The 21,703-nt window shown below is 64.8% G+C and carries 20 protein-coding genes; 16 read left to right on the top strand and 4 right to left on the bottom strand.

Annotated elements, in window-relative coordinates:
* The first annotated feature begins 47 nt into the window (after positions 1 to 47).
* The 4 genes from K1X41_RS11255 to K1X41_RS11240 all read left to right on the top strand — a co-directional run bounded on the left by K1X41_RS11255 (position 48) and on the right by K1X41_RS11240 (position 4,216).
* The gene (locus tag K1X41_RS11255; protein ID WP_220174655.1) at positions 48 to 1,118 is read left to right on the top strand and encodes an ABC transporter ATP-binding protein; all 1,071 of its coding nucleotides are present in this window, start codon (positions 48 to 50) and stop codon (positions 1,116 to 1,118) included.
* Positions 1,119 to 1,176: 58 nt separating this feature from the next.
* Complete coding sequence (locus K1X41_RS11250; RefSeq protein ID WP_132201498.1) at positions 1,177 to 2,355, top strand: extracellular solute-binding protein; 1,179 nt, start codon at positions 1,177 to 1,179, stop codon at positions 2,353 to 2,355.
* A gap of 139 nt (positions 2,356 to 2,494) precedes the next feature.
* Positions 2,495 to 3,379: an ABC transporter permease gene (locus tag K1X41_RS11245; protein WP_132201496.1), complete on the top strand. Its 885-nt coding sequence runs from the start codon at positions 2,495 to 2,497 to the stop codon at positions 3,377 to 3,379.
* A gap of 27 nt (positions 3,380 to 3,406) precedes the next feature.
* Positions 3,407 to 4,216, top strand: a complete 810-nt coding sequence (locus K1X41_RS11240; RefSeq protein ID WP_132201494.1) for an ABC transporter permease — start codon at positions 3,407 to 3,409, stop codon at positions 4,214 to 4,216.
* A 38-nt stretch (positions 4,217 to 4,254) separates the two neighbouring features.
* Here K1X41_RS11240 and K1X41_RS11235 read toward each other — a convergent pair whose 3' ends face one another.
* A complete protein-coding gene (locus tag K1X41_RS11235; RefSeq protein WP_258566518.1) occupies positions 4,255 to 4,923 on the bottom strand; it encodes a TetR/AcrR family transcriptional regulator in 669 nt (222 codons plus the stop codon).
* A gap of 300 nt (positions 4,924 to 5,223) precedes the next feature.
* Between K1X41_RS11235 and K1X41_RS11230 the strand changes: the two genes are divergently transcribed.
* The 3 genes from K1X41_RS11230 to K1X41_RS11220 all read left to right on the top strand — a co-directional run bounded on the left by K1X41_RS11230 (position 5,224) and on the right by K1X41_RS11220 (position 9,802).
* The gene (locus K1X41_RS11230; protein ID WP_132201490.1) at positions 5,224 to 6,633 is read left to right on the top strand and encodes an APC family permease; all 1,410 of its coding nucleotides are present in this window, start codon (positions 5,224 to 5,226) and stop codon (positions 6,631 to 6,633) included.
* Positions 6,634 to 6,714: 81 nt separating this feature from the next.
* Positions 6,715 to 8,340: an amidohydrolase gene (locus tag K1X41_RS11225; RefSeq protein ID WP_220174654.1), complete on the top strand. Its 1,626-nt coding sequence runs from the start codon at positions 6,715 to 6,717 to the stop codon at positions 8,338 to 8,340.
* Between the two features lie 40 nt (positions 8,341 to 8,380).
* Positions 8,381 to 9,802 (top strand): APC family permease, encoded by a 1,422-nt coding sequence (locus K1X41_RS11220; protein WP_220174653.1) that lies wholly within the window; start codon positions 8,381 to 8,383, stop codon positions 9,800 to 9,802.
* A gap of 119 nt (positions 9,803 to 9,921) precedes the next feature.
* Here K1X41_RS11220 and K1X41_RS11215 read toward each other — a convergent pair whose 3' ends face one another.
* Positions 9,922 to 10,746: a biotin--[acetyl-CoA-carboxylase] ligase gene (locus K1X41_RS11215; protein ID WP_220174652.1), complete on the bottom strand. Its 825-nt coding sequence runs from the start codon at positions 10,744 to 10,746 to the stop codon at positions 9,922 to 9,924.
* 406 nt (positions 10,747 to 11,152) lie between these two features.
* Here K1X41_RS11215 and K1X41_RS11210 point away from each other — a divergent pair, with 406 nt between their 5' ends.
* The 5 genes from K1X41_RS11210 (at position 11,153) to K1X41_RS11190 (ending at position 15,483) form a co-directional block, all read left to right on the top strand.
* Positions 11,153 to 12,760 carry an acyl-CoA carboxylase subunit beta gene (locus K1X41_RS11210; RefSeq protein WP_132201482.1) on the top strand — a complete coding sequence of 536 codons (1,608 nt, stop codon included), beginning with the start codon at positions 11,153 to 11,155 and terminating at the stop codon, positions 12,758 to 12,760.
* Positions 12,757 to 13,056, top strand: coding sequence for a hypothetical protein (locus K1X41_RS11205; protein ID WP_243642756.1), 300 nt, complete (start codon positions 12,757 to 12,759; stop codon positions 13,054 to 13,056). The genes K1X41_RS11210 and K1X41_RS11205 overlap by 4 nt, the downstream gene beginning before the upstream one ends.
* A gap of 127 nt (positions 13,057 to 13,183) precedes the next feature.
* Complete coding sequence (locus K1X41_RS11200) at positions 13,184 to 13,912, top strand: TetR/AcrR family transcriptional regulator (protein ID WP_220174651.1); 729 nt, start codon at positions 13,184 to 13,186, stop codon at positions 13,910 to 13,912.
* Complete coding sequence (locus K1X41_RS11195) at positions 13,912 to 14,670, top strand: SDR family oxidoreductase (protein ID WP_133615456.1); 759 nt, start codon at positions 13,912 to 13,914, stop codon at positions 14,668 to 14,670. The genes K1X41_RS11200 and K1X41_RS11195 overlap by 1 nt, the downstream gene beginning before the upstream one ends.
* Before the next feature lie 126 nt (positions 14,671 to 14,796).
* Positions 14,797 to 15,483 (top strand): NUDIX hydrolase, encoded by a 687-nt coding sequence (locus K1X41_RS11190; protein ID WP_133615455.1) that lies wholly within the window; start codon positions 14,797 to 14,799, stop codon positions 15,481 to 15,483.
* Positions 15,484 to 15,529: 46 nt separating this feature from the next.
* Here K1X41_RS11190 and K1X41_RS11185 read toward each other — a convergent pair whose 3' ends face one another.
* On the bottom strand, positions 15,530 to 17,143 hold the full coding sequence (locus tag K1X41_RS11185) for a deoxyguanosinetriphosphate triphosphohydrolase family protein (RefSeq protein WP_220174650.1): 1,614 nt from the start codon (positions 17,141 to 17,143) through the stop codon (positions 15,530 to 15,532).
* 96 nt (positions 17,144 to 17,239) lie between these two features.
* Here K1X41_RS11185 and K1X41_RS11180 point away from each other — a divergent pair, with 96 nt between their 5' ends.
* Both K1X41_RS11180 and K1X41_RS11175 read left to right on the top strand, forming a co-directional pair.
* Positions 17,240 to 17,809, top strand: a complete 570-nt coding sequence (locus tag K1X41_RS11180) for a hypothetical protein (RefSeq protein WP_220174649.1) — start codon at positions 17,240 to 17,242, stop codon at positions 17,807 to 17,809.
* A gap of 239 nt (positions 17,810 to 18,048) precedes the next feature.
* Positions 18,049 to 18,765 carry a YceI family protein gene (locus K1X41_RS11175; RefSeq protein WP_133615452.1) on the top strand — a complete coding sequence of 239 codons (717 nt, stop codon included), beginning with the start codon at positions 18,049 to 18,051 and terminating at the stop codon, positions 18,763 to 18,765.
* A gap of 20 nt (positions 18,766 to 18,785) precedes the next feature.
* Here K1X41_RS11175 and K1X41_RS11170 read toward each other — a convergent pair whose 3' ends face one another.
* On the bottom strand, positions 18,786 to 19,982 hold the full coding sequence (locus K1X41_RS11170; protein WP_132201470.1) for a RimK family alpha-L-glutamate ligase: 1,197 nt from the start codon (positions 19,980 to 19,982) through the stop codon (positions 18,786 to 18,788).
* A gap of 24 nt (positions 19,983 to 20,006) precedes the next feature.
* Here K1X41_RS11170 and K1X41_RS11165 point away from each other — a divergent pair, with 24 nt between their 5' ends.
* Both K1X41_RS11165 and K1X41_RS11160 read left to right on the top strand, forming a co-directional pair.
* Entirely contained in the window at positions 20,007 to 20,501 is a 495-nt protein-coding gene (locus tag K1X41_RS11165) for an ATP-dependent zinc protease family protein (RefSeq protein WP_258566517.1), read from the top strand.
* Between the two features lie 49 nt (positions 20,502 to 20,550).
* Positions 20,551 to 21,648, top strand: a complete 1,098-nt coding sequence (locus K1X41_RS11160; protein ID WP_220174648.1) for an N-formylglutamate amidohydrolase — start codon at positions 20,551 to 20,553, stop codon at positions 21,646 to 21,648.
* The last annotated feature ends 55 nt before the right edge of the window (positions 21,649 to 21,703 follow it).

Genomic DNA, 21,703 nt, shown 5'->3' with positions numbered 1-21,703 from the left:
ATGGTTTCTGACATTGGTTCGACAACGACGTTGAGGAGCAGCGCACCATGCCCCACCCCACCCCACATTCCACTGACGCAGACATCGCGGTGTCCGTCCAGGGCGTGCGCAAGCAGTTCGGCGATCTGGTCGCGGTCAATGATCTTGATATCGACATCCGCGCTGGTGAGTTTTTCTCGATGCTCGGCCCGTCCGGCTCAGGCAAAACCACGGTGCTCCGCATGATCGCCGGGTTCGAAGAGCCCACTGCCGGCCGAATTCTGTTGCACGGCGCTGATGTCACCTCGTCCGCACCGTTCGATCGCGAGGTCAACACGGTCTTCCAGGACTACGCGCTCTTCCCGCACCTCACAATCGCTGAGAATGTGGCCTACGGACTCAAGGTGCGCGGGGTCGGCAAAGCGGATCGCGCCGCACGTGTGGCCGCCGCGCTCGAACAGGTCCAACTCGCGCACCTCGGCACCCGTCGTCCGTCACAACTCTCGGGTGGGCAACGGCAGCGGATCGCGCTCGCGCGCGCGCTGATCCTGCGGCCACAGGTGCTGCTCCTCGACGAGCCCCTCGGCGCACTGGACAAGCAGCTCCGCGAGCAGATGCAGTTCGAGCTCAAGCAGATTCAGCGCGAGGTCGGAATCACCTTCGTATTCGTGACGCACGACCAGGAGGAAGCGCTCACGCTCTCCGACCGTGTCGCGGTGTTCAACGGCGGCAAGATTGAACAGGTCGGCAGCCCACGTGAGGTGTACGAGTTCCCGCAAACCGAATTCGTCGCGCGCTTCCTGGGCGTCACCAATTTTCTGAGCGGCGCCAACGCGCAGCGCATTCTCGGCGATTCGGGGCCCCACAGCGTGCGCCCGGAGCGGGTCGAGCTCGTTGACCCTACAGCACCACTGAGCACCGACGCGATTGCCGTCCCGGGCACGATCGTCGAGGCCGTGTACGCGGGCGCTCACACCCGCTATCTCGTCGAAACCGAGGGCGGCCTGCGCTTCATCTCGGAGCGCCAGAACACCGAGCTGCCCAGCGCCTCCCCCACCGCCCGTCGCGGCGACGCTGTGAGCCTGCGCTTCGCCCGCGCCCATGCCGTCGCCGTCCCGAGCGCACCCGCGGCTGTCTAGACCCGGCGGGACCGGCCCGCCACGCACGACCCCACCATCGCTCAACAAAGGAGTTCCGATGCACAAGAAACTGCTCGTACCCGCCGCCCTCGTCGCAGCGGTCGGCCTCGCCCTCTCGGGCTGCGCCTCCACCACCGGCGGCGAAGCCGCACCCGGCGAGCTCAAGATCGACGTCCCCGACGTTCCCATGATGGAACAGCTCGGAGACACCGAAGACGAAGTCAACATCGTCGCGTGGTCCGGCTTCGTCGAAGACGCCTGGGCACAACCTTTCGAAGAGGCCACCGGTTGCACGGTCAACCGCAAGGTCGCGGCCACAAGCGATGAAATGGTCCAGCTCATGCGCACCGGCGAATACGACCTCGTCTCCGCCTCAGGTGACGCGAGCCTTCGCCTCATCGTCGACGGCGGCGTGCAGCCGCTGAACACCGAACTGATTCCGAACTTCGGCGACGACATCGTCGAAGGCATGAAGGGCCAGCTGTACGACACCCTCAATGGCAATGTGTACGGCATCCCGATTGGCCGCGGCGCGAACATTCTGCAGTACGACTCCTCAGTGGTCACCGAAGAGCCGAGCAGCTGGGACGTCGTGTGGGAGAAGGACAGCCCCTACGCCGGGAAGATTGCCGCCTACGACAGCCCCATTTACATTGCGGATGCCGCGATCTATCTGATGGAGCACGAGCCGGATCTGGGAATCACCAACCCGTATGCGCTCGACGAGTCGCAGTTGCAGGCCGCAACTGACCTCCTCAAGCAGCAGAATGCGATGGTGTCCGAGTACTGGTCGCCCGCGACGAACGTCACCTCGTTCACCGGCGGCAATTCGGTCGTGGGCACCTCGTGGGAGGTGCTGCGCAAGGCAACGCAGGACGAGAAGTTCAAGAGCGTGCTGCCCGAGGAGGGCTCCACTGGCTGGTCCGACGCGTGGATGCTCGCAGCTGATTCGAAGAACCCCAACTGCGCCTATGCGTGGATGGACTACACCAGCGCGCCCGACGTCAATGGGCAGATCGCGATGAACTTCGGAATGGCACCCGCGAACGCCGCGTTCTGCGATACAAGCGACGAGGCGAAGGCGCACTGTGACTACTTCAATGCGACCGATGAGGAGTACTTCAAGCAGGTGTGGTTCTGGACGACCCCCATCGATCAGTGCCTCGACGGCCGCAGCGACGTGCAGTGCACGAACTACCAGGACTGGACAAACGCCTGGGCCACGGTGAAGGGATAACCACCCGCATCGGAGGGGTACCCGCAGCAACGCGAGTACCCCTCCGGTCTCCCGGACCGCACTCACGCGGCCTTGACCGCCACTCTCGGGCGCTCGCCGCGCCCCGATCAATCCGACTTCACAGCAGCGAGGAAGCACCGTGAACCAGCAGCCCGTTCTCGAACGCCGCCCGAAACCCATTTCCACCGCATTGGCCAGGCACCCGCGAGCCCGCCTTGCAGCTCTGCTCGCGCTGCCGATGACGTGGCTCGTCGGGGTCTACATTCTGTCGCTCGCGCTGCTGCTCATCACGGCATTCTGGACCACCGACCCGTTCACTTCTCGCGTGAAGCCCGGCTTCACGCTTGAGAACTTCCAGCAGCTCGTCACGGTACCCGCGTACCTCGCGACTGCGGCGCGCACCCTCGGAATTGCGCTCGCCGTGACGCTCATCTGCGCGCTCGTCGCGGTCCCGCTCGCGGTGTTCATGGCGAAGGTCGCCGGCCCGAGGCTGCGCGCCACTCTCGCAATCCTCGTCACGCTTCCGCTGTGGGCTGGCTACCTCGTCAAGATCATTGCCATGCGCCTCGTGTGGACGGATACCGGTTTCTTCAACTGGGCGCTCTCGCCGCTCGGCATCGAGGGGCCGGGCTTCGGGGTGCTCACCGTGATTCTCACGCTCGTGTACCTGTGGTTCCCGTACATGGCAATCCCCGTGTACGCCGCGGTGTCTCAGATCCCCGCAAACCTCTTCGACGCCTCCTCCGACCTCGGAGCGAGCGGTGCCCGCACAATCCGATCGATCGTCGCCCCGCTGCTCTTGCCGTCGCTCATCGCAGGCTCGATCTTCACGTTCTCCCTCAGTCTCGGTGACTACATTGCCGCAATGTACGTCGGCGGATCCACACAGATGATCGGCAGCATCATTGCGCAGAACATCAACCTCAACCCGCCGCTCGCCGCAGCCTTCTCGATCGTGCCGATCGTGCTCGTCATCCTCTACCTCACCGCGGTGCGACGCACTGGCGCGCTCAACAACCTCTAGCCCGATCCGGCTTCCGAAGGAGACCTCATGCTTCGCCTGAATCGCGGCACCAAGATCGCGCTCGCACTCGTCACGCTCATTGCGCTCGGGTTCATGTACATCCCGCTCCTCGTCATCATCCTGAACTCGTTCAACGCGGGTCGGGTGGCCGGATGGCCGATTCCGGGATTCTCACTCGAGTGGTGGGGCAAAGCACTCGCGAACCCAGCTGTCCACGCTGCGCTACTCAATTCGGTTGTCGTCGCACTCATCGCGACAGCCTTCGCACTCGTGCTGGGCACGCTCGCGGCGTTCGCGCTGCAGCGATTCTCGTTCTTCGGGCAGCACACAGTAAACCTCCTGATTGTGCTCCCCATCACGCTGCCGGGCATTGTCACCGGTGTCGCTCTCTCGAACACCTTTCACCAGGTGCTCAAACCCATGGGGATCAACGTTGGCTACTGGGGAATGATCATCGCGCACGCCACATTCTGCGTGGTGATGGTGTTCAACAACGTCATTGCTCGACTCCGTCGTATGAACCCAAATCTCGAAGAAGCATCGATGGACCTCGGGGCCGGGATCGCACAGACGTTCCGACTCGTCACGTTTCCCCAGTTTCGCAGCGCTTTCATTGCGGGCGGCCTCCTCGCCTTCGCGCTCTCGTTTGACGAGATCGTGGTGACGATTTTCACAGCACCGCCCGGGGTGGAAACACTGCCCCTGTGGATCATGAACCAGATGGCTCGTCCCAACGAAGTCAATCAGGTCAACGTCATCGCGACAGTCATGATTTTGCTCTCGCTGATCCCGGTGTACTTCTCCCAGAAAGCCTCAGCGGCCGGTGACGCCAAATAGGGAAGCGCACCGCCCGGTGAGCAGAAACTCTGGCTGCGTCATCGGTGTGCGGGTGGGGCCTCGTGTGCGCCGGCCGAGGTGGGCGCTAGGCCGAGTGCGGCGTACTCCGCACGGAACCCGGTGAAGAGCGCTCGCAGCCCGAGCTGGAACGACGCCTCTGCAGGTCCTTCTCCTCGCGCGGCGAGGTGCTCCGCACGGCTGCGGTACGCCTCAGAGAACGCCGGTACGTCGCGGCGCGGACCGGGATCCATCATGTCGTCGACCGCCGCGAGGTCGAGCGCGGAGCCCAGTATGAAGGACTCGAGCGCGACCATGAGGGTGAGCGCTCGATCAGCGGGCCACCCGCCCCGCATCAACGCGGATATCACCGTGTCGTACATCTGTGACGTCACCGAGTCTTCAGAGAGCGGCAGCACGGCGAGCAACGCGATCGTTGGGGGATGCGCGGCGAACGTGCGCCGATAGCCCACCGCCCACTCAGCGAGCGCAACATCCCAGGGCTCTCGCACGAACATGTCGACGGGGATCCGGTCGCTGATGAGTTCCCGCACTCCGGCGACCAGCTCATCCTGCCCTGCGACGTGGTTGTAGAGCGCAGAAGGCCGCACTCCGAGCTCTTTCGCGATCGCGCGCATGCCAACACCATGCGCGCCGACTTCGTCGATGAGCCGCAAGCCCGTCTCGAGAATGAGTCGGCGTGAAAGCACACTCGTGCGCGGTCTGCCCGCGCGGCGCTTGGGTGCGGGGTCTTCGGATTCGGAGCGAGGCACCGACCGCGATTGCCCGTGTGCACCCGCGCGTGCGAAATCACTGTTGCCCGAATCCCCTGTTCCGGGTGTCTTCGCCGTTGTCGACATTTTTCTTTCCTCCGAGGCCCAGCTTGCCATGATTTCTGCGGTGCATTTTCCACGGAGTCGCGTCGGGGGCGATTTCGTACTATTCTCAACCCGATCGTAAACGAACCCCGTTCATTTACGCAGCAGTCGCATTTCGTCGAAGGAGATTCATTGAGCGAGCGAGCCGAGCGCAGCGGCCTCAAACGAGAACTAGGCCTCGGAGGACTCGTCCTCTTCGGCTTGGCCTACATGGCGATTGCGACGGTGTTCACCACCTACGGCATCGTGAATCAGATCACCGAGGGCCACCTGCCCCTCGCGTATGTGGTCGCACTGCTCACCATGCTGTTCACCGCGAACAGCTATGCGGCCATGGTGCGCCGCTATCCAGTCGCCGGATCCGCCTACACCTACACACAGCAGGCCTTCGGTGGCGGCGCCGGCTTCCTCACAGGCTGGGTGCTGCTCCTCGATTACCTCTTCATCCCGATGATCAACTTCATGATCCTCGGCCTCTACGTCAGCACGCAGTTTCCGAGCATTCCGGCGCAGCTCGTCTCGTTCATCACCCTCATCGCAGTCTTCGCGTTCAACGTGCTCGGCATCACTCTCGTCAACAAGCTGAACATCATCATCGTCAGCATCTCGGGCGCGGCAGTCATCCTCTTCGCGGTGTTCGCGATCAAGACGGCGATCGCGGATCCGAACGCACCCGGCATCCTCGATCCCTTCATCCCGGGAGCAGAGGGCTTCAGCCCGATCTTCGCAGGCGCTGGGGTACTCGCGCTCTCCTTCCTGGGCTTTGATGCGGTCTCGACGCTGTCCGAAGAGGCGAAGCATCCGCGCCGCGACATTCCGCGCGCCATCTTGCTCACCGCCCTCATCGGCGGAGCGCTCTTCATCTTTGTATCCTGGGTCGGCGCCCGCGCATACCACCTCGATGACTGGTCACAGGCACCGCGCGAACTGCTCGATGCGGCCGGCATCGTGCTCACGCACCACGTCGCTGGCGAGTGGCTCGGCCTCCTCTTCGTCGTGTTCACAGTGGCGGGTTGTTTCGGATCCGGGCTTGCGGGCCAGGTCTCTGTCGCCCGCATCCTGTACTCAATGGGGCGCGATGGCACACTTCCCAAACCGCTCGGCAAGCTCTGGTCTCGCTTCGGCACCCCGGTCGTCGCAGCCGCAACCGTGTCCGTGTTCGCACTCGCAAGCCTCTTCCTCACGCTTGAGCAAGCGGCATTCATGATCAGCTTTGGCGCACTCGCAGCGTTCGCGATGGTCAACCTGTCCGTGATTCGCGTCTCGTTCTTCCCGAAAAACGGAGAGCGCCCAGACCGCTCAGCGAAGAACATCATTCTGCACGCCGTGTTCCCCGTGATCGGCTTCGCACTCACCATCTGGCTGTGGACCTCACTGCAGCCCACCACTTGGATCGTTGGCGGGATCTGGTTCGCGATCGGGCTCGCGATCTTGCTCGGCAAGACACGGTTCTTCAGCCGCCCGGTCCCTCGCATGGACTTTTCCGAAGGGCCCGCCACCGAGGTCGTCGATGCGATGGGCGAGGCGGCGCCTTTCAAGTAGACCGAGCCGGGCCTGGTGCCCGAAGCACTCACCAGGCCCGCACCCCACCCCTCCACTCACGAGCAGCAAGGACGCAGTCACATGAGCATCACCGTTTTCACCGGAGGCACCGTTCTCGTCGATCCGACGCACGAAGATGGTCCACTCACAAGCAGCGCGATTGCGTTCTCGTCTGGCACCGTGGTGGCCCTCGGAGCCGAAGCCGCGGCGCTCGCAGACGCTGAAGACGCCCAGCTGATTGATCTCGCGGGAGGAACCCTCGCCCCAGCGCCAGGCGACGGGCACGCACACCCCATGCTCGGTGGAGTAGAGGCACTCGGACCAGCAATCCGTGCCGCAGCTGACCGCCAGGGCATTCTCGACGCAGTTGCCGCCTGGAAGGCTGAACATCCTGACGCGGAGTGGATCGTAGGCGGCAGCTATGACGCCACGTTCTCCGAGGGGGGACTGTTCGATGCCACGTGGCTCGACGAGGTCACCGGAGATACCCCGACGATCCTGCGTGCGTGGGACTACCACACTGCGTGGGTGAATTCGGCCGCACTCGCGGCTGGTGGAATCACATCCGAGACCCCGGATCCAGCACTCGGGCGAATCGTGCGTCGTGCAGATGGGTCACCGCTCGGCACACTGCAAGAGGCTGCGGCCAACAATTTCCTGGCCGACGTGGTGCCAGCGTTCACGCTGGAACAGCGCCTCGACTCAATTGAACGCGCGACTCGGGAATACGCCACACTCGGGATGACCTGGGTGCAGGACGCCTGGGTCGAGCCCGGCGACATCGAGGTCTACCTCGCGGCCGCAACGCAGGAGCGCCTGCACACCCGCGTGAACCTTGCGTTCCGCGCCGATCCTGCGCGCTGGCGGGATCAGCTCGCCGAATTTGTCGCGGCCAGGGCCTCGGTGCGGGAGCTCGACGCAGAACGGCTCTCGGGTGAGACCGTGAAGTTCTTCCTCGACGGCGTGATCGAAAGCCACACCGCCGCACTCCTTGCACCCTACGCGGATCAGCCAGACGACACCGGGCTGCCGAACTGGGACGTCTCCGAGCTCACCGCCGCAACGACGGCCTTCGACGCACTCGGGTTCCAGCTGCACCTGCACGCGATCGGCGATGCCGCCAACCGGTATGCTCTCGATGCGCTGGAGGCCGCAACTGCGGCCAACGAGCCCCGCGTGCGCGATCACGTCATTGCGCACGTTGCGCTGCTCGATCCCGCGGATGTTGAGCGATTCGCCGCGCTAGACGTCATTGCGAACTTCGAGCCGTACTGGGCGCAGTGCGACGCTGTGATGCGTGATCTCACGATCCCGCACCTGGGACAGCCGCGCGACGAGTGGCAGTACCTTATCGGGTCGGTGCACCGAAGCGGAGCGACCATCTCGTTTGGCAGCGACTGGCCCGTCACGACCATCGACTGGCGGCCAGCGGTGTCGACGGCGATCACCCGGCACAGTCACGCAGAGCCAGAGGCAGAGGCGTGGCTTCCCAATGAGCGTGTCGACGCTGCCACCGCATATGGTGCGTATACCGCGGGCATCGCTCGGCAGGCGCTCGCGAGCAATACCCGCGGCACGCTCGCCGTAGGCCGGGTTGCCGACGCAGTCTGGCTCGCAGATAATCCACTCGCCATCGCCCCGGAACTGATCGCTGATCTCGCGGTTCTCGGCACGTGGCTCGCTGGAACTCGGACCTTCACCCCATAATTCACCGTAAGACCGCTGCATTCGATTCAAAGGAGACGTCGTGAGCACATCAACCCAACCAGAACCACGTTTGAAACGGTCCCTCGGCCTCGTGGGCCTCACCCTCTTCGGGGTGACCTACATGACCGTCATTACGGTATTTACCACGTACGGCATCGTCAACCAGACAACGGACGGCCACCTGCCGGCCGCGTACGTCGTCGCAGTGGTCACGATGCTGTTCACTGCGGCGAGCTATGGGGCGATGGTGCGCCGCTACCCCGTCGCCGGATCCGCCTACACGTACACACAACAATCGTTTGGTGGCGCGGCAGGGTTCCTTACCGGCTGGGTGATGCTCCTCGACTACCTCTTTATTCCGATGATCAACTTCATGCTGATCGGGATCTACCTGAACACTCAGTTCCCCGCGATTCCGGTGTGGGCGTTCACCCTCGCAGCGCTGCTGCTCGTGCTCCTGTTCAACATCCTTGGGATCAACCTCGTCAACAAGGTCAATTTCGCGATTATTGCGCTGTCGGTCCTGCTCGTCGTGATCTTCATGGTGCTCGCGTTCAAACATGCCCTCGGCGGCAATGCCGATGTGAGCCTCATTGAGCCGTTCACCTTCGGTGAGGGCGGAATCGGTGCCGTCGCCTCAGGCGCCGCGATCCTCGCACTCTCGTTCCTGGGTTTTGATGCTGTGTCGACACTCTCCGAGGAAGCCAAGCGCCCCCGCAAGGACATCCCCCGCGCGATCGTGCTCTCGACTCTCGTCGGCGGCCTGTTCTTCATCCTCGTCTCCTGGGCCGGTGCGGTCGCGTACCAGCCAGACTGGGCGGCGCTCACCGATCCCGAGATCGAGGCAGCCGGCGTGACCGTGATGAACAACATCGGCGGCGAGGCGTTCACCGCATTCTTCGTGGCTGTGTACGTCGTCGGAGCGTTCGGCTCCGGGATGACCGGGCAGGTGTCGGTCTCGCGCATTCTGTACGCAATGGGTCGTGACGGGATGCTCCCCAAACCGCTCTCCCGCCTGCATCGACGCTTCGGCACGCCGATCATTGCGGCAATCGTGGTCTCGGTGTTCGCACTCTCAAGCCTGTTCCTCTCTCTCGAGACCGTCGCATTCATGATCAGCTTTGGCGCCCTCGCGGCGTTTGCGATGGTGAACCTCTCGGTGATCCGCACCTACTTGTTCCCCAAGGGCGGACGGCGTGAGCCGCTCAGCGCGCGCACTGTTCTCGCGCACGGTGTCGCTCCGCTCATCGGTTTCGGCCTGACAATCTGGCTGTGGACGTCATTGCAGCCGGCCACCTGGCTCGTTGGCGGCATCTGGCTGCTCGTCGGCGTCGCGATCATCGCGCTCGTGACCGGTGGGTTCAAACGCCCTGTGCCGATGATGGATTTCTCCGAAGGAGACCCGACGACCGAGCAGATCGATGCGCTCGGCGAGGAGTACCCACTCGAGGGCACGCGCTAACCGTCGCGCTCCGCGCTGATCGGGGGTGAAGGATGAGATCCTTCACCCCCGATCGTGCGTTTCAGCCGTTGGGCACCACGGGAGCCCGGACTCCCGCACCGGCGGCAAGCGCCGAACGCTCAGCGGAGGTGTTCGACGTCTCCGGCTGACACCGTGAGCACGCCGCCTGTGGGGCGTTCGACCACCAGAGCGCCGTCATCCGCAAGCGCGCTCGCCCGCCCATCGACGGTCTCGTCTCCGGCAAGATGCACGCGCACCTCTGTGCCGAGTGTCAGCGAATGTCGGGCCACCCGGGCGCGTGCGGCTCCGGGCCGGGTGGCGGCGAGTTCGAGCAGTTCCCGCAGCTCGGTGACGTAGTCCCAGAGGATCGCGTCAACAAGTTCTGAACCAGCGGGCCCAAACAGATTCGTCGCGCCGTTCACATCAGCGCCCGCAGCGAGCAGTGAGGTTGCACGGCCGGTCGGGAGTTCCTCCTCCGGGATCAAGAAGTTGATTCCGGTTCCAGCAATCACGGCTCCATCAGGGAGCAGCTCGCACAGGATTCCGCACAGTTTCAGTCCGGGACGACCGGCGATCGCATCGGCTTCGTCCCGCACATGCACGTCATTGGGCCACTTCACTCCGACCCGCAGGCCAGCACCGAAGCGCCGTTGTAGCGCTGCGCTCATGGCAGATCCGACGAGCAGCGGCATCCAGCTCACCCCGAGTTCCCCAGCATCGTGGCGGAGGAGCACTGAGACCGCCAGGGACTGGCCGGGGATCGTCACCCAGCCACGGTCGAGCCGACCTCGACCGGCGGTCTGATCTGAGGTCACCAGCATCGTGCCGTCCGGCAGCGGCACGGCAGCAGCTCTGGCGAGTTCGCGCAGCTCGGCGTTCGTCGACGACGAACTCTCCCGCCAGATCACTCGGGGCAGCAGCTCAGAGATGCGCGTCAGTTCCATGCCAACCACGCTATACCCGCGAGGCACGCGGCGCCTCCGAACCTCAGCTCCGCTGATGCCCAGCCACACACGATCCTCAGCACGACCACGGAGTGATCCTGCTCACCACGACGACACAATCCTGAGCAGGACCACCGCGCAGTCGGGTGACACGCCCGGGAGACGGAGCGGATCCTCCGCACCGCTGCACCGTGCGGCCAACTCGGACCACACTTCGAGCTCGGCCTCCGTCGTTCCGCTCGCCAGTGGACGTGTGTGGTTCACCGTGGACGCCAGCCGGGTACCGCAGGAGCGCCCTGACACTCCGCACACGCGACTGGTTTCGTAGACAACCCACCAAGGATCCTCGATTCCGTTGGAGAGGTTCGGAGGCTCGACGCATGGGAGCCGCGCTAGGCTGGCATGCGTGACTGCAGAGAATGCCGCTTCAGCGACCCCAACGCCCGCTACCACCGCGGGTCGCATCGCCGACCACCGCCGCAAGTACCAGGAAGCCGTGGGGGATCGCGACGCCGCTGCCGCGGCCAAGCAGCACCCGCGGGGCAAGATGACCGCTCGTGAGCGCATTACCGCGCTCCTCGATCCCGGCTCCTTTGTCGAGTTCGACAAGTATGTGAAGCACCGCAGCGTCGGCTTCGGCATGGAGAAGAGCCACCCCTTCGGCGATTCAGTGGTGACCGGCGCCGGCACGATCCATGGCCGTCAGGTTGTCGTCTATTCGCAGGACTTCACGACCTTCGGAGGCTCACTCGGCGAGGTCGCCGGCGAGAAGATCGTGAAGGCCATGGAGTTCGCTCTGAAGACCGGGGCACCCATTCTTGGCATCCTCGATTCCGGCGGCGCACGCATCCAAGAGGGCGTCGTCGCTCTCTCCAAGTACGCGAGCATCTTCCGCCTGAACACGATGTGCTCGGGAGTGATCCCACAGATTTCCATCGTGATGGGTCCGTCCGCGGGCGGCGCGGTCTACTCACCCGCGCTCACCGACTTCGTCATCATGGTCGACAAGACGAGCCACATGTTTGTGACCGGCCCCGATGTCATCAAGACGGTCACGGGTGAGGAAGTGGGCTTCGAGGAGCTCGGCGGCGCGCTCACGCACAACAAGACCAGCGGTGTCTCTCACTATCTTGCGAGCGATGAACACGACGCGCTCGACTACGCGCGGGCGCTCATCAGCTACCTGCCGGACAATAACCTCGCAGAGGCCCCGGTCTACGACAGCGACACGGCGCTCGAGATCACGGACGCTGATCGCCGCCTGAACTCGCTGATCCCGGACAGCCCGAACCAGCCCTACGACATGAAAGCCGTCATCGAAGCGATCCTCGATTCAGGGGATTTCCTTGAGGTGCAGCCACTGTTCGCTCCGAACATGCTTATCGGCTTCGGCCGCGTCGAGGGCCGCACCGTTGGCATCGTCGCAAACCAGCCGAATCAGATGGCGGGCACCCTGAACATCGACGCGAGCGAGAAGGCTGCGCGCTTTGTGCGGTTCTGCGACGCGTTCTCGATTCCGATCTTGACTCTCGTCGACGTCCCCGGATACCTGCCCGGCACCGACCAGGAGCTGCAGGGCGTGATCCGCCGCGGCGCGAAGCTGCTCTACGCCTACGCTGAAGCTACTGTTCCGCTGGTCACGATCATCACCCGTAAGGCCTACGGCGGGGCATACATCGTCATGGGTTCGAAGCAGATGGGCGCCGACTTCAATATCGCGTGGCCCACCGCCGAGATCGCAGTCATGGGCGGATCCGGCGCGGTCAACATCCTGTACCGCAAGGAGCTCGCGGCCGCCGCCGAGCGCGGCGAGGACGTCGAAGCACTGCGCGCCGAACTGACGGCGAAGTACACGGCTGATGTCACGAGCCCGTTCCTCGCCGCCGAGCGTGGTGAACTCGACAACGTGCTCGAACCAGCCGGCACCCGCCTGGCGGTTATCAAGTCCCTGCGCGGCCTTCGCGGCAAGCGCACTGAACAGCCTGCTAAAAAGCACGGCAACATCCCGCTGTGAGCATCGTGGAGACGAGCAACACTGCTGAAGCGCAGCTCCCACCCGATGCTTCGGCGCGCGATGCAGCGAAGCGAGAAGAGCTCGGCCCACTCGACGATGCGATCCATGGTGAGGATATTCACTTCGTGACGCGTCAGGTGAGCGACACTGAGCGGGCCGCCGTCATCGCGGTGCTCACGCAGGTGCGGGCGGAGGAATCTCAGCAAATGAAGCGAGTCGCCCGGCGCGACCGAGAGCCGTGGGCCCGCTCGCAGCGCGTGCCTGAGGGCATTTCAGACCTTCTCCTCGAGGGGTAACGCAGAGGAGCCACGCACAGTGGCAGTGGGACCGACGCCCCACAATCAGAGCATGAATTCACTCGAACCGTACCACTGATATCAAATAGGGCTTGCGGCGATACGGCACGCGCCGTACCATTGATACGTGGATATCAGATCAGTGATAATTGAGCGTGCCTCAGAGCAGCTCGCGCGCGACGGCGAGATCTCGACGCGCGCAGTGTGCGAGGCAGCCGGAGTGACCCAGCCCGTGCTGTACCGGTTGTTCGGCGATAAGGCCGGCCTCCTCGCTGCCGTCGTCGACGCAGTCTGGGACGGCTACCTCTCCGCCAAGCGCGCAGCGGCGGACTCGGACGATCCCCTGACAGATCTCACCGCGGGATGGCACAGTCACGTGGCCTTTGCGCTCGAGCATCCGCACGCCTACCAACTCCTATTTGGCACCTCACTCACCACCCGCCCCGAAGCGAGCACCGAAGCGATGCGCCTGCTCCAGCACAAACTGGAGCGTCTCGCGGAGCAGGGCAGACTGAGCATTGCGCCGGTTGACGCGGCTCGCATCGTGATGGCCGCCAACACCGGCCTCAGTCTCGCGCTCCTACTCCGGCCGGAGGCATACCCGGATCCTGCGGTCTCTGAGGCGACCCGATCCGCGGTGTATGCATCGCTACTCGTCTCAGAGCACCCAGATCCCGCACCAGCCTCCGCCCAGGCAATCGCCGCCACCACCCTGCGCGCCGCGATCGCTGCGTCTGATCGACCTGCCGCGTTTAGCGCGGCGGAACTCCTCCTCCTCGACGAGTGGCTCGCTCGATTCCAGACCCCACCCACCTCAGACACACACTCACACGACACTCACTTGAAGGACGCCTGATGACCAGCACTCCCAGCTCAGCCTCCCCGCATTCCCAGCGCGTCGCGCTCGTCACCGGCGGAAGCGGCGGGATCGGCAAAGCCGTCGTGCAGCGCCTCGCAGCTGATGGCTATGCCCTCGGCATTCACTTCGCCAGCAATCGAAGCGCAGCCGATGCCCTCGTGCGCGAGGTCACAGATGCTGGAGGCCAGGCCATCGCAGTCAGTGGCGACGTCGGAGACGAAGCCGACATGATCCGCGCGTTCGACGCTGTCACACACAGCTTGGGTGGGATCGACGTGGTGGTGAACACCGCTGGCATCATGCTCTTGTCCCCCATCGCGACACTCGATCTCGCAGACCTTGACCGGATGCACCACACCAACATTCGCGGCACGTTCGTCGTCAACCAGCTGGCCGCGAACCGGGTGCGCCGGGGAGGGGCGATCATCAATTTCTCGACCAGCGTCACACGAACGCAGTTCCCCGCCTACGGCGCGTACGTGGCAAGTAAGGCCGCGGTCGAGTCGCTCACCCTCGTCCTCGCACGCGAGTTGCAGGGCGCAGACATCACCGTCAACGCAGTGGCCCCTGGCCCCACCGCGACACCGCTGTTCCTGGACGGCAAGGATGAAGCCACAGTCGCGAAACTCGCGAGCGCGGTGCCATTGGGCCGCCTCGGGGAGCCCGAGGATATCGCCGAGACGGTCGCGTTCCTCGCTGGCCCTGGCCGCTGGGTGAACGGCCAGGTCATCTTCGCGAACGGCGGCCTCGCCTAGCCTCGGGGGCCCGGAGCGCTCCCTGAAATCGGCATGCACAGATCGCGGTGCTGGCGCCCGCGCCTGCCATGATGCTGGTCCTCACGATCGCGCCAGCCCTGGCGCCTCCCCGGTAGGCTGACCTCTATGGATCGGTCTGTAGCGGAGGCACAGCGCGAACTGCGCGAACTCATGCAGCGCGATTTTCCACTCCCGTTCCAGCCGCAGGGCGCGCTCGCGAGCACTCCGCTCCGACACTCCGCCGTCCTCATCCTGTTCGGCGCGCTCGACCGGAAGCCTGCGGTCGACGGCGCGACGACCGTGCCCCCTGAACTCGATGTGCTCCTCACCCGCCGCGCCGACGGGATGCGACATCACGCTGGGCAGATCGCGTTCCCCGGCGGCGGCGTGGAGGCCATCGATCTCGATATCGTCGGGACCGCGCTGCGGGAGGCCCACGAAGAAACCGGACTGGATCCCGCAGGAGTCGAGGTGCTGGGCGCCCTCCCCGCCATACACATCCCAGTGAGCAACAATCTGGTCACCCCGGTGGTGGGCTGGTGGCGTCTCCCCAGCGAAGTCGCCGCGGACCACTCCGAATCAGTCGAGGTATTCCGCACCCCGGTCGCAGAACTCCTGAGCCCGGCCGCGCGCGGGACGTCAGTGCTGGATCGAGACGGGTTCAGGCATCGCGGTGCAGCGTTCAAACTGGGTCCCCGGTTCGGCGAGCACACGGTGTGGGGATTCACCGGGATCCTGCTGGCCACGCTCTTTGACGAGCTCGGCTGGGCAGAGCCGTGGGATCCCCAGCGGGAGCTCCCAGTGCAGCCGTAATTGCCCCGGCGTCCGCGGCGGGCCGCAGCACATAGCCAGAAGAGGGCTACCGCCCGGTGAGCGCCCGGTGCGTCTGAATCGCCTGCTGATCGCTCAGCGCCGCGACATAGTCAAGGATCGCGCGTGCGCGCCCCTGCCGCCTGAGCCCGGCATCGCTCGTGTCTCCAATCAACAGCTCCGGTCGGTCCCGGCGAAGCACAAAGCTCGCAGCAGTCGCTTCGTCGACCCACTCAAGGAGACGCCGAGGCGCCCGCCCAGCGTCAACTCCGTCCGTGAGCCAGGCTTCGAACCCCAACGCCAGCTCGGTGACGATTCTGGCCTGGCCGCGCTGAGTTTGGCCAAGCTCGGGGCGTTCCAGCACGAAGTGCGCGTGCACGAACTTTAGTACCATCACCTCGTGCCAGGCGCGCTGGTCAAGCCGCACGTGACCGCTGCGCACGTGCGGACGCTCTTCAACGACGATGGAGGTCCGCAGATGCTCGATCCAGCGCCGCGTGAAGCCCGAGACCGCGCGCTCGCTGTCGATTCCGCCGTCGTAGGGGGCCGCGAGCAGAGATTCGGCCACCTCCTCGCTGACACGCGCCACGGCGGCAGTAAATGCCTCACGGTCAGCGATCCACCCGTCTTTCAGTTGCGTCCTGCGCCACAGCAGCTCGAGCGAGTGCCCTGGCGCTCGCCAGCTCGCTTGGAGCACTGACAGCTCGATGGCGGCGAGCGCATCCGTACAGGTCAGCCAGGCGCGCAGCTCCCCGGAGACCGCGGATTGTTGGAGCACTCCGGCTCGGGCGAAGTCGTCAAGATCATGCACCGCGTAGGCGATGTCGTCAGCAAGATCCATCACGGCACACTCAACGGTCTGCACGCCGGGAGCGATGCGGGGAAAAGCGGCGAGCGCCGCTTCCATTTCGCCGGCTTCAAGCGCATACGCCGAGAATTTCTCAGCGCCCTCGTCTGCATCGGCGCCCACGCCACGTGGCCGCTCAGTGACCGGGCGCTCATCTGTGGACAGTCCGATCCAGGCAACGCGGGTCCACGGGTACTTCAGCGTGGCGGCACGAGTTGCCGCGGTGAGGTTGAGGCCGGGGAAATCGCGTCCGAGCGTATCCAGCTGGGTCAGGATTCGGAAGCTTTGCGCGTTCCCTTCAAACCCCTCGGCGAGCCCGAGGTGATCCCGCGCCACACGGTCAAGCACACGCTCTCCAAGGTGCCCGAACGGCGGGTGCCCGAGATCGTGCGCGTGCGCCGCTGACTGTGCCACGACAGTGTCGCAGCCACCGAGCCTGGTCACGATAGCACCGACCGGATCGTCGACCGGCGCCTCGCCGCGCACAAACGCCGTGTGCGTCGCCTGCTGTCCGGCAAGCTGCGCGGCGATGACGCGCGCCACTGCGCTCACCTTCAGAGAGTGGGTGAGCCGGTTGTGCATCACCGGGCCGACGCCAGACTGCGGCACGACCTGGGTGACGTCAGAGAGCCGGGCGAAGTAAGACGAGAATCGGATCCGTTCCAGGTCGATCCGGAACTCCTGCGCCGCAGGTGCCTCCTCGACCGGGCCATCGGCATCATGAATCCCAGCCGATCGGTGCTGTGATGTCTCGTGCTCGACATAACGCCGTGCGACGCGGGACGCGCCCGCCGCTCCGTGGCCGGTTTCGCTCATACCCCTATTCAAGCAGTTCTCGGCTCCTCGGGTTCTGCCGCGCACGTGTCACTGGTGCTGAGTACACTGGGCGCAATCAAGGAAAGGGGCGCTCCCATGGCCGAACCAGCACCATCAGGCAACCTCACCCGTGGCGAGCGTATCCCCGCCATCGAACGCGCGACTGGTCGCTCCTGGGCAGACTGGCTGCACATCTTCGAGGCCGCTGACGCCAGCAGAATCGGTCACTCTGAAATCGCACGGGTGGCCAGGGCAGCTGTCCCCGATGATCTGCAGAGTCCCGATTGGTGGGCGCAGGGGATCGCGATCGCGTACGAACAGCATGTGGGCATCCGGGTTCCCGGTCAGTCGACCTCCGGCACCTTCCGCGTGAGCGCAAGCCGCACCCTCCCGATGGATCGCGACGAGGCAATCGACGCCTGGGTCGCGGCGCACGGGTCCGTCCTCGAGCATCTTGGCCACGCGGCGAGCGCACCTCGCCCCTCCCGCACCGACAAACGCAGCTTTTGGCGCTTCAATCTCGAGGGCGCAGGCAAAGTCGAGGTATCTGCGACGCCGAAAGGTGAGGACCGCGTGATTCTCGGCGTGAGCCAGGACGGGCTCGCAGACGGGGATCGCATCGAGGAGTGGCGAGCACACTGGAAAGCGCTGCTCGCTGCGCTGTAGGCCCGCTCATGCCTGCGTAGGCCTGCTCTGGCCTGCTCTGGCCAGAGTGTCTCCACGGACCGGGGCTACGGGCCGAAAGCACGGACCGGGGCACAGGCCGGGCTACGGGCCGTGGACACCGTGCGTTGTGGCGTTCACCTCATTTCACGATACTCAGCTGTTTCACGACCAGCTCCGAGGGGCTTCATTGTGGCGGCTGCGAAGGTAGAGACCTCACCGCCACCCCTGAGGAGCCCCTCGTGAAAAAGTCCCAGAAGATCTTGATCGGCGCAGGAGCGAGCGTGCTCGCGCTTGCCGCCGTCGCCGCGATCGCTGGACCACTCGTGTACCGCGAGTTCTTCGTCCCCCCAGCCGCGGATGCACCGTCGCTCAGCGGCAGTGAGCAAATCATGGGTGAGCCCAGCAGCGGCCCACTGGATCCCGCAACGCTCGCCGGCGAGTGGCAGGTTGGCGCAGACTCAGAGGCGGGGTACCGCGTCAACGAGGTGCTGAACGGCACCGACGTTACCGTGACAGGCCGCACCCCGGAGGTCACCGGGACCTTCCACATCGGCGCTGACGGCCTGACGCTTGAGGAGGCGACGCTCTCAGTCGACGTGGCCTCGATCAGCACCGACAGCGCACAGCGCGATTCCTATTTCCGCGATCAGGCGCTGCGGGCTAGCGAGTTCCCCGACGCAACATTCGTTCTCACCGAGCCGGTCACGCTGAAGAGCGCTCCCGGATCCGGCGAGACCGTGCGTGCGACCGCCACCGGCGATCTGACGATTGCGGGGGAGACGCGGTCGACCACTGCAGATGTGGAAGTACGCAGTGACGGAACCACCGCCGAGATCGCGGGGTCCATCCCGATCACCTTCGCTGATTTCGGGGTCACCGCCCCCAACCTCGGATTCGTGTCAGTTGAGCCAGACGGCTTTGTCGAATTCCAGCTCACGGCGAGCCCTGGCACGTAGCGCCCACTGCGGAACAGGCGTTAGCCCTCCGCGAGGTCCATCGCCTCCTGGGGCAGTTTGCGCACGCGCGCCCTGCGGCGCGGCTTCTCCGGGATCATCGACCGCATCTCCTCGAGCTTGCCAAAGCACAGCAGCCGATCTTCTGGCTCCAGCACCACATGCTTGCGCGGGTTCGGAATCACCTCGACACCGCGGTGCAGCGTGAGCACGGTGATATCGCGATCCCACAGGCCGAGATCACCGAGTGCTTTCCCGACGTGCTCGGAACCCGCGTGCATCGCGATCTCTGCGACGCCGTACCCGGTCGAGACGCTCAGTCGCTGTCGCACGTCGATCTCGGGGAAGTTCACTTGGTGTGCGATGTAGTCGATGATCGCGCCGGCCACGTCCAGCCCGGTCGCGGTCTCAATCCCCTGCAGGCCGGGTGACGAGTTCACTTCCATCACGAGAGGACCGTCCTCACCCTCGAGCATGTCCACCCCTGCAACGCGCAACCCCATGATCTGAGCGGCGCGCACCGCAGTCTGCTCATACGCTGCGTCCAGCTGCACAGCCTCAACGGTGCCACCACGGTGCACATTGGAGCGGAACTCATCGCCGCTCGCAATCCGACGCATCGCAGCGACCACGCGGTCGCCCACCACGAGGGCGCGCACATCACGTCCACGGCTTTCGGAGACGAAGCGCTGAATCAGGACGTTCTGCCGCGTCGAGTGCAGTGTCTCGATGATGGCCTCAGCGACTTTCACCTGCGGCGCGAGGATCACACCGATCCCCTGCGTGCCCTCAAGCAGCTTGATCACGACAGGCGCCCCGCCGACGCTCTCGATCGCTGCCCGCACGTCAGCACGGTTGCGCACAAATGCGGTTGCAGGCATATCGATGCTGTGGCGCGACAGGATCTGGATCGCACGCAGCTTGTCCCGCGCGTTCGAGATCCCGTTTGCAGTGTTGGGAGTATAGACATCCATCTGCTCGAACTGACGCACCACGGCGGTGCCGAAGTACGTGATTGAGTTGCCGATCCTTGGCAGCACCGCGTCGTAGTCGCTGAGCTGTTTCCCGCGGTACAGGAGGTCTGGTTCACCCCCGGCAAGATCGATGCCGAATCGCAGCGTGTTGAGCACACGCGCCCTGTGCCCGCGCTGCTCGCTCGCCGCCATGAGGCGCTGCGTCGAGTACGCCTGGGGGGCGCGCGAGAGAATCGCGAGTTTCACGGTTTTTCCTGCCAAGATAGATGCGTGATCGGACACCACCATTCAAGCACTCTCACCGGGTGGCGTGAGTGGGTTTCTCTCAGCGATATCGGTGTGCCGTGGGTGAAAGCCAAGATCGATACCGGCGCACAGACCTCGGCGCTGCACGCGACGGAGATTTCGGAGTTCGAGCGTGACGGCGCGCCGTGGGTGCGCTTTGTCGCGCACCCCTGGCAGCTCAGCGATGAGGATCCGGTTGCGGTGGAGCTCCCGGTGCACGATCGCCGCATCGTGCGCAGCTCTTCGGGACACGCGCAAGAACGACCGGTCGTGCTCGTTGCCGTCGATTTTGTGGGGCGTCGAATCTCAGCCGAGTTCACCCTCACCGATCGCGACGGCATGCAGTTTCGGATGCTGATTGGCCGTGAAGCACTGCGGCAAGGCTACGTCGTCGACTCTGCCGCGTCGTTCCTCGGAGGAAAACCACCGAAGCACGTGCGTCGCCGCAATCGCGCCCGCGGAGTCGAGACGCCGAACTGAGTTCAGGAAACCCCTGTTCAGACACAGTCACCCTGGCTAGTCTGATCTCATGAACGCCAGCAGACTTGATCTCATCCCCCGCGGAACCGTGTTCACGCCCGAACAGATCACGCACTACGCAGATCCCGATACTCGCACGCTTGAGCAGGCGATCTCCGACGCCGATCTCCTCGTCGCGACGCCCCACTCCGGAGCCGCGATCCCCGAGGAGCTCTTCGAATTCCTCTCCCCCGCGCTCACGCGCCGGCTGCAATACGACTTCAGCGACGTGGCAACGGCTTCGATCGTGCGGCGCTGGGCCGAAATCGATCCACGCATCGTCGCAGTGATCAATCCACATCCCCGTCTCATTCGCGATCCGAATCGACGCAAACCTGATGACGTGCGCGCGGATCTCGCGGCCGCCATCTCGCGGGTTCGCGAGGCGGGCCAGTGGCAGAAGGTAGATCTGACCGGGGTCGACGCGATCCGGCCCGTGACGTTCTCGTTCTTCCCCATCCTCGAAATCCCCGAGACTGAAGATGGGCTCCAGCGCCTCGTCGATGCCTTCGCCGAGACCGCCGAACAAGGACTCGGCGTCTATGAGGCCACGCGCGAGGCACTCACCGAGATGTTCCTCGAGCAGGGGCTGGAGCACGGCGGATCGTTTACGCGGCTCTCGTTCCACGACACGATGAACACGACGACCACGCGCGACGGTGCCGTCAACGTGGCCCGGGCTGCGTCCGATCGTCTGCCCGATGTCGTCGCGCTCTCCAATCGCGGCGATCACGACGGCGAGGAGCGGGATCCTGAGGACCGCCCGACGATGGATCCTGCTGCGCTGCGCACGCTCGCCGCTGCCCATCGTGAGGGGTTTGAGGTCGCTCACCCCGAGGCGGTGCTGCTCAATCAGCCCTATCTGGGAAGCGAAGAGATCCGGGCTGCCGGCGCGCGCTTTGGCGCGATGCGTGCAGAGGCAGACGCTGCCGGGCTGCGACTGGGCGCCGTTCAGGCCGAGTTTCTGCGTGAGTACCTGCTCGGGCCCGCGGCAGTGGCCGAGCTCCACGAGCCGGGAAAGGACTGGATTACCGAAGACCCCGAGCACATCGATGCGATCGCGTACGCCTGCAAGCGTGCGTGGGACGCATTCCGCGCAGCGGAGTAGGCGCGCGCACTCGCACTCAACACGGAAATCCGAGTTCACGCAGGAAACATTCGGC

It is taken from the genome of Leucobacter luti (assembly GCF_019464495.1).
Lineage (GTDB): Bacteria > Actinomycetota > Actinomycetes > Actinomycetales > Microbacteriaceae > Leucobacter > Leucobacter luti_A.
The sequence above is the reverse complement of the archived record's forward strand: the minus strand, read 5'-3'. Positions and strand labels throughout refer to the sequence as shown.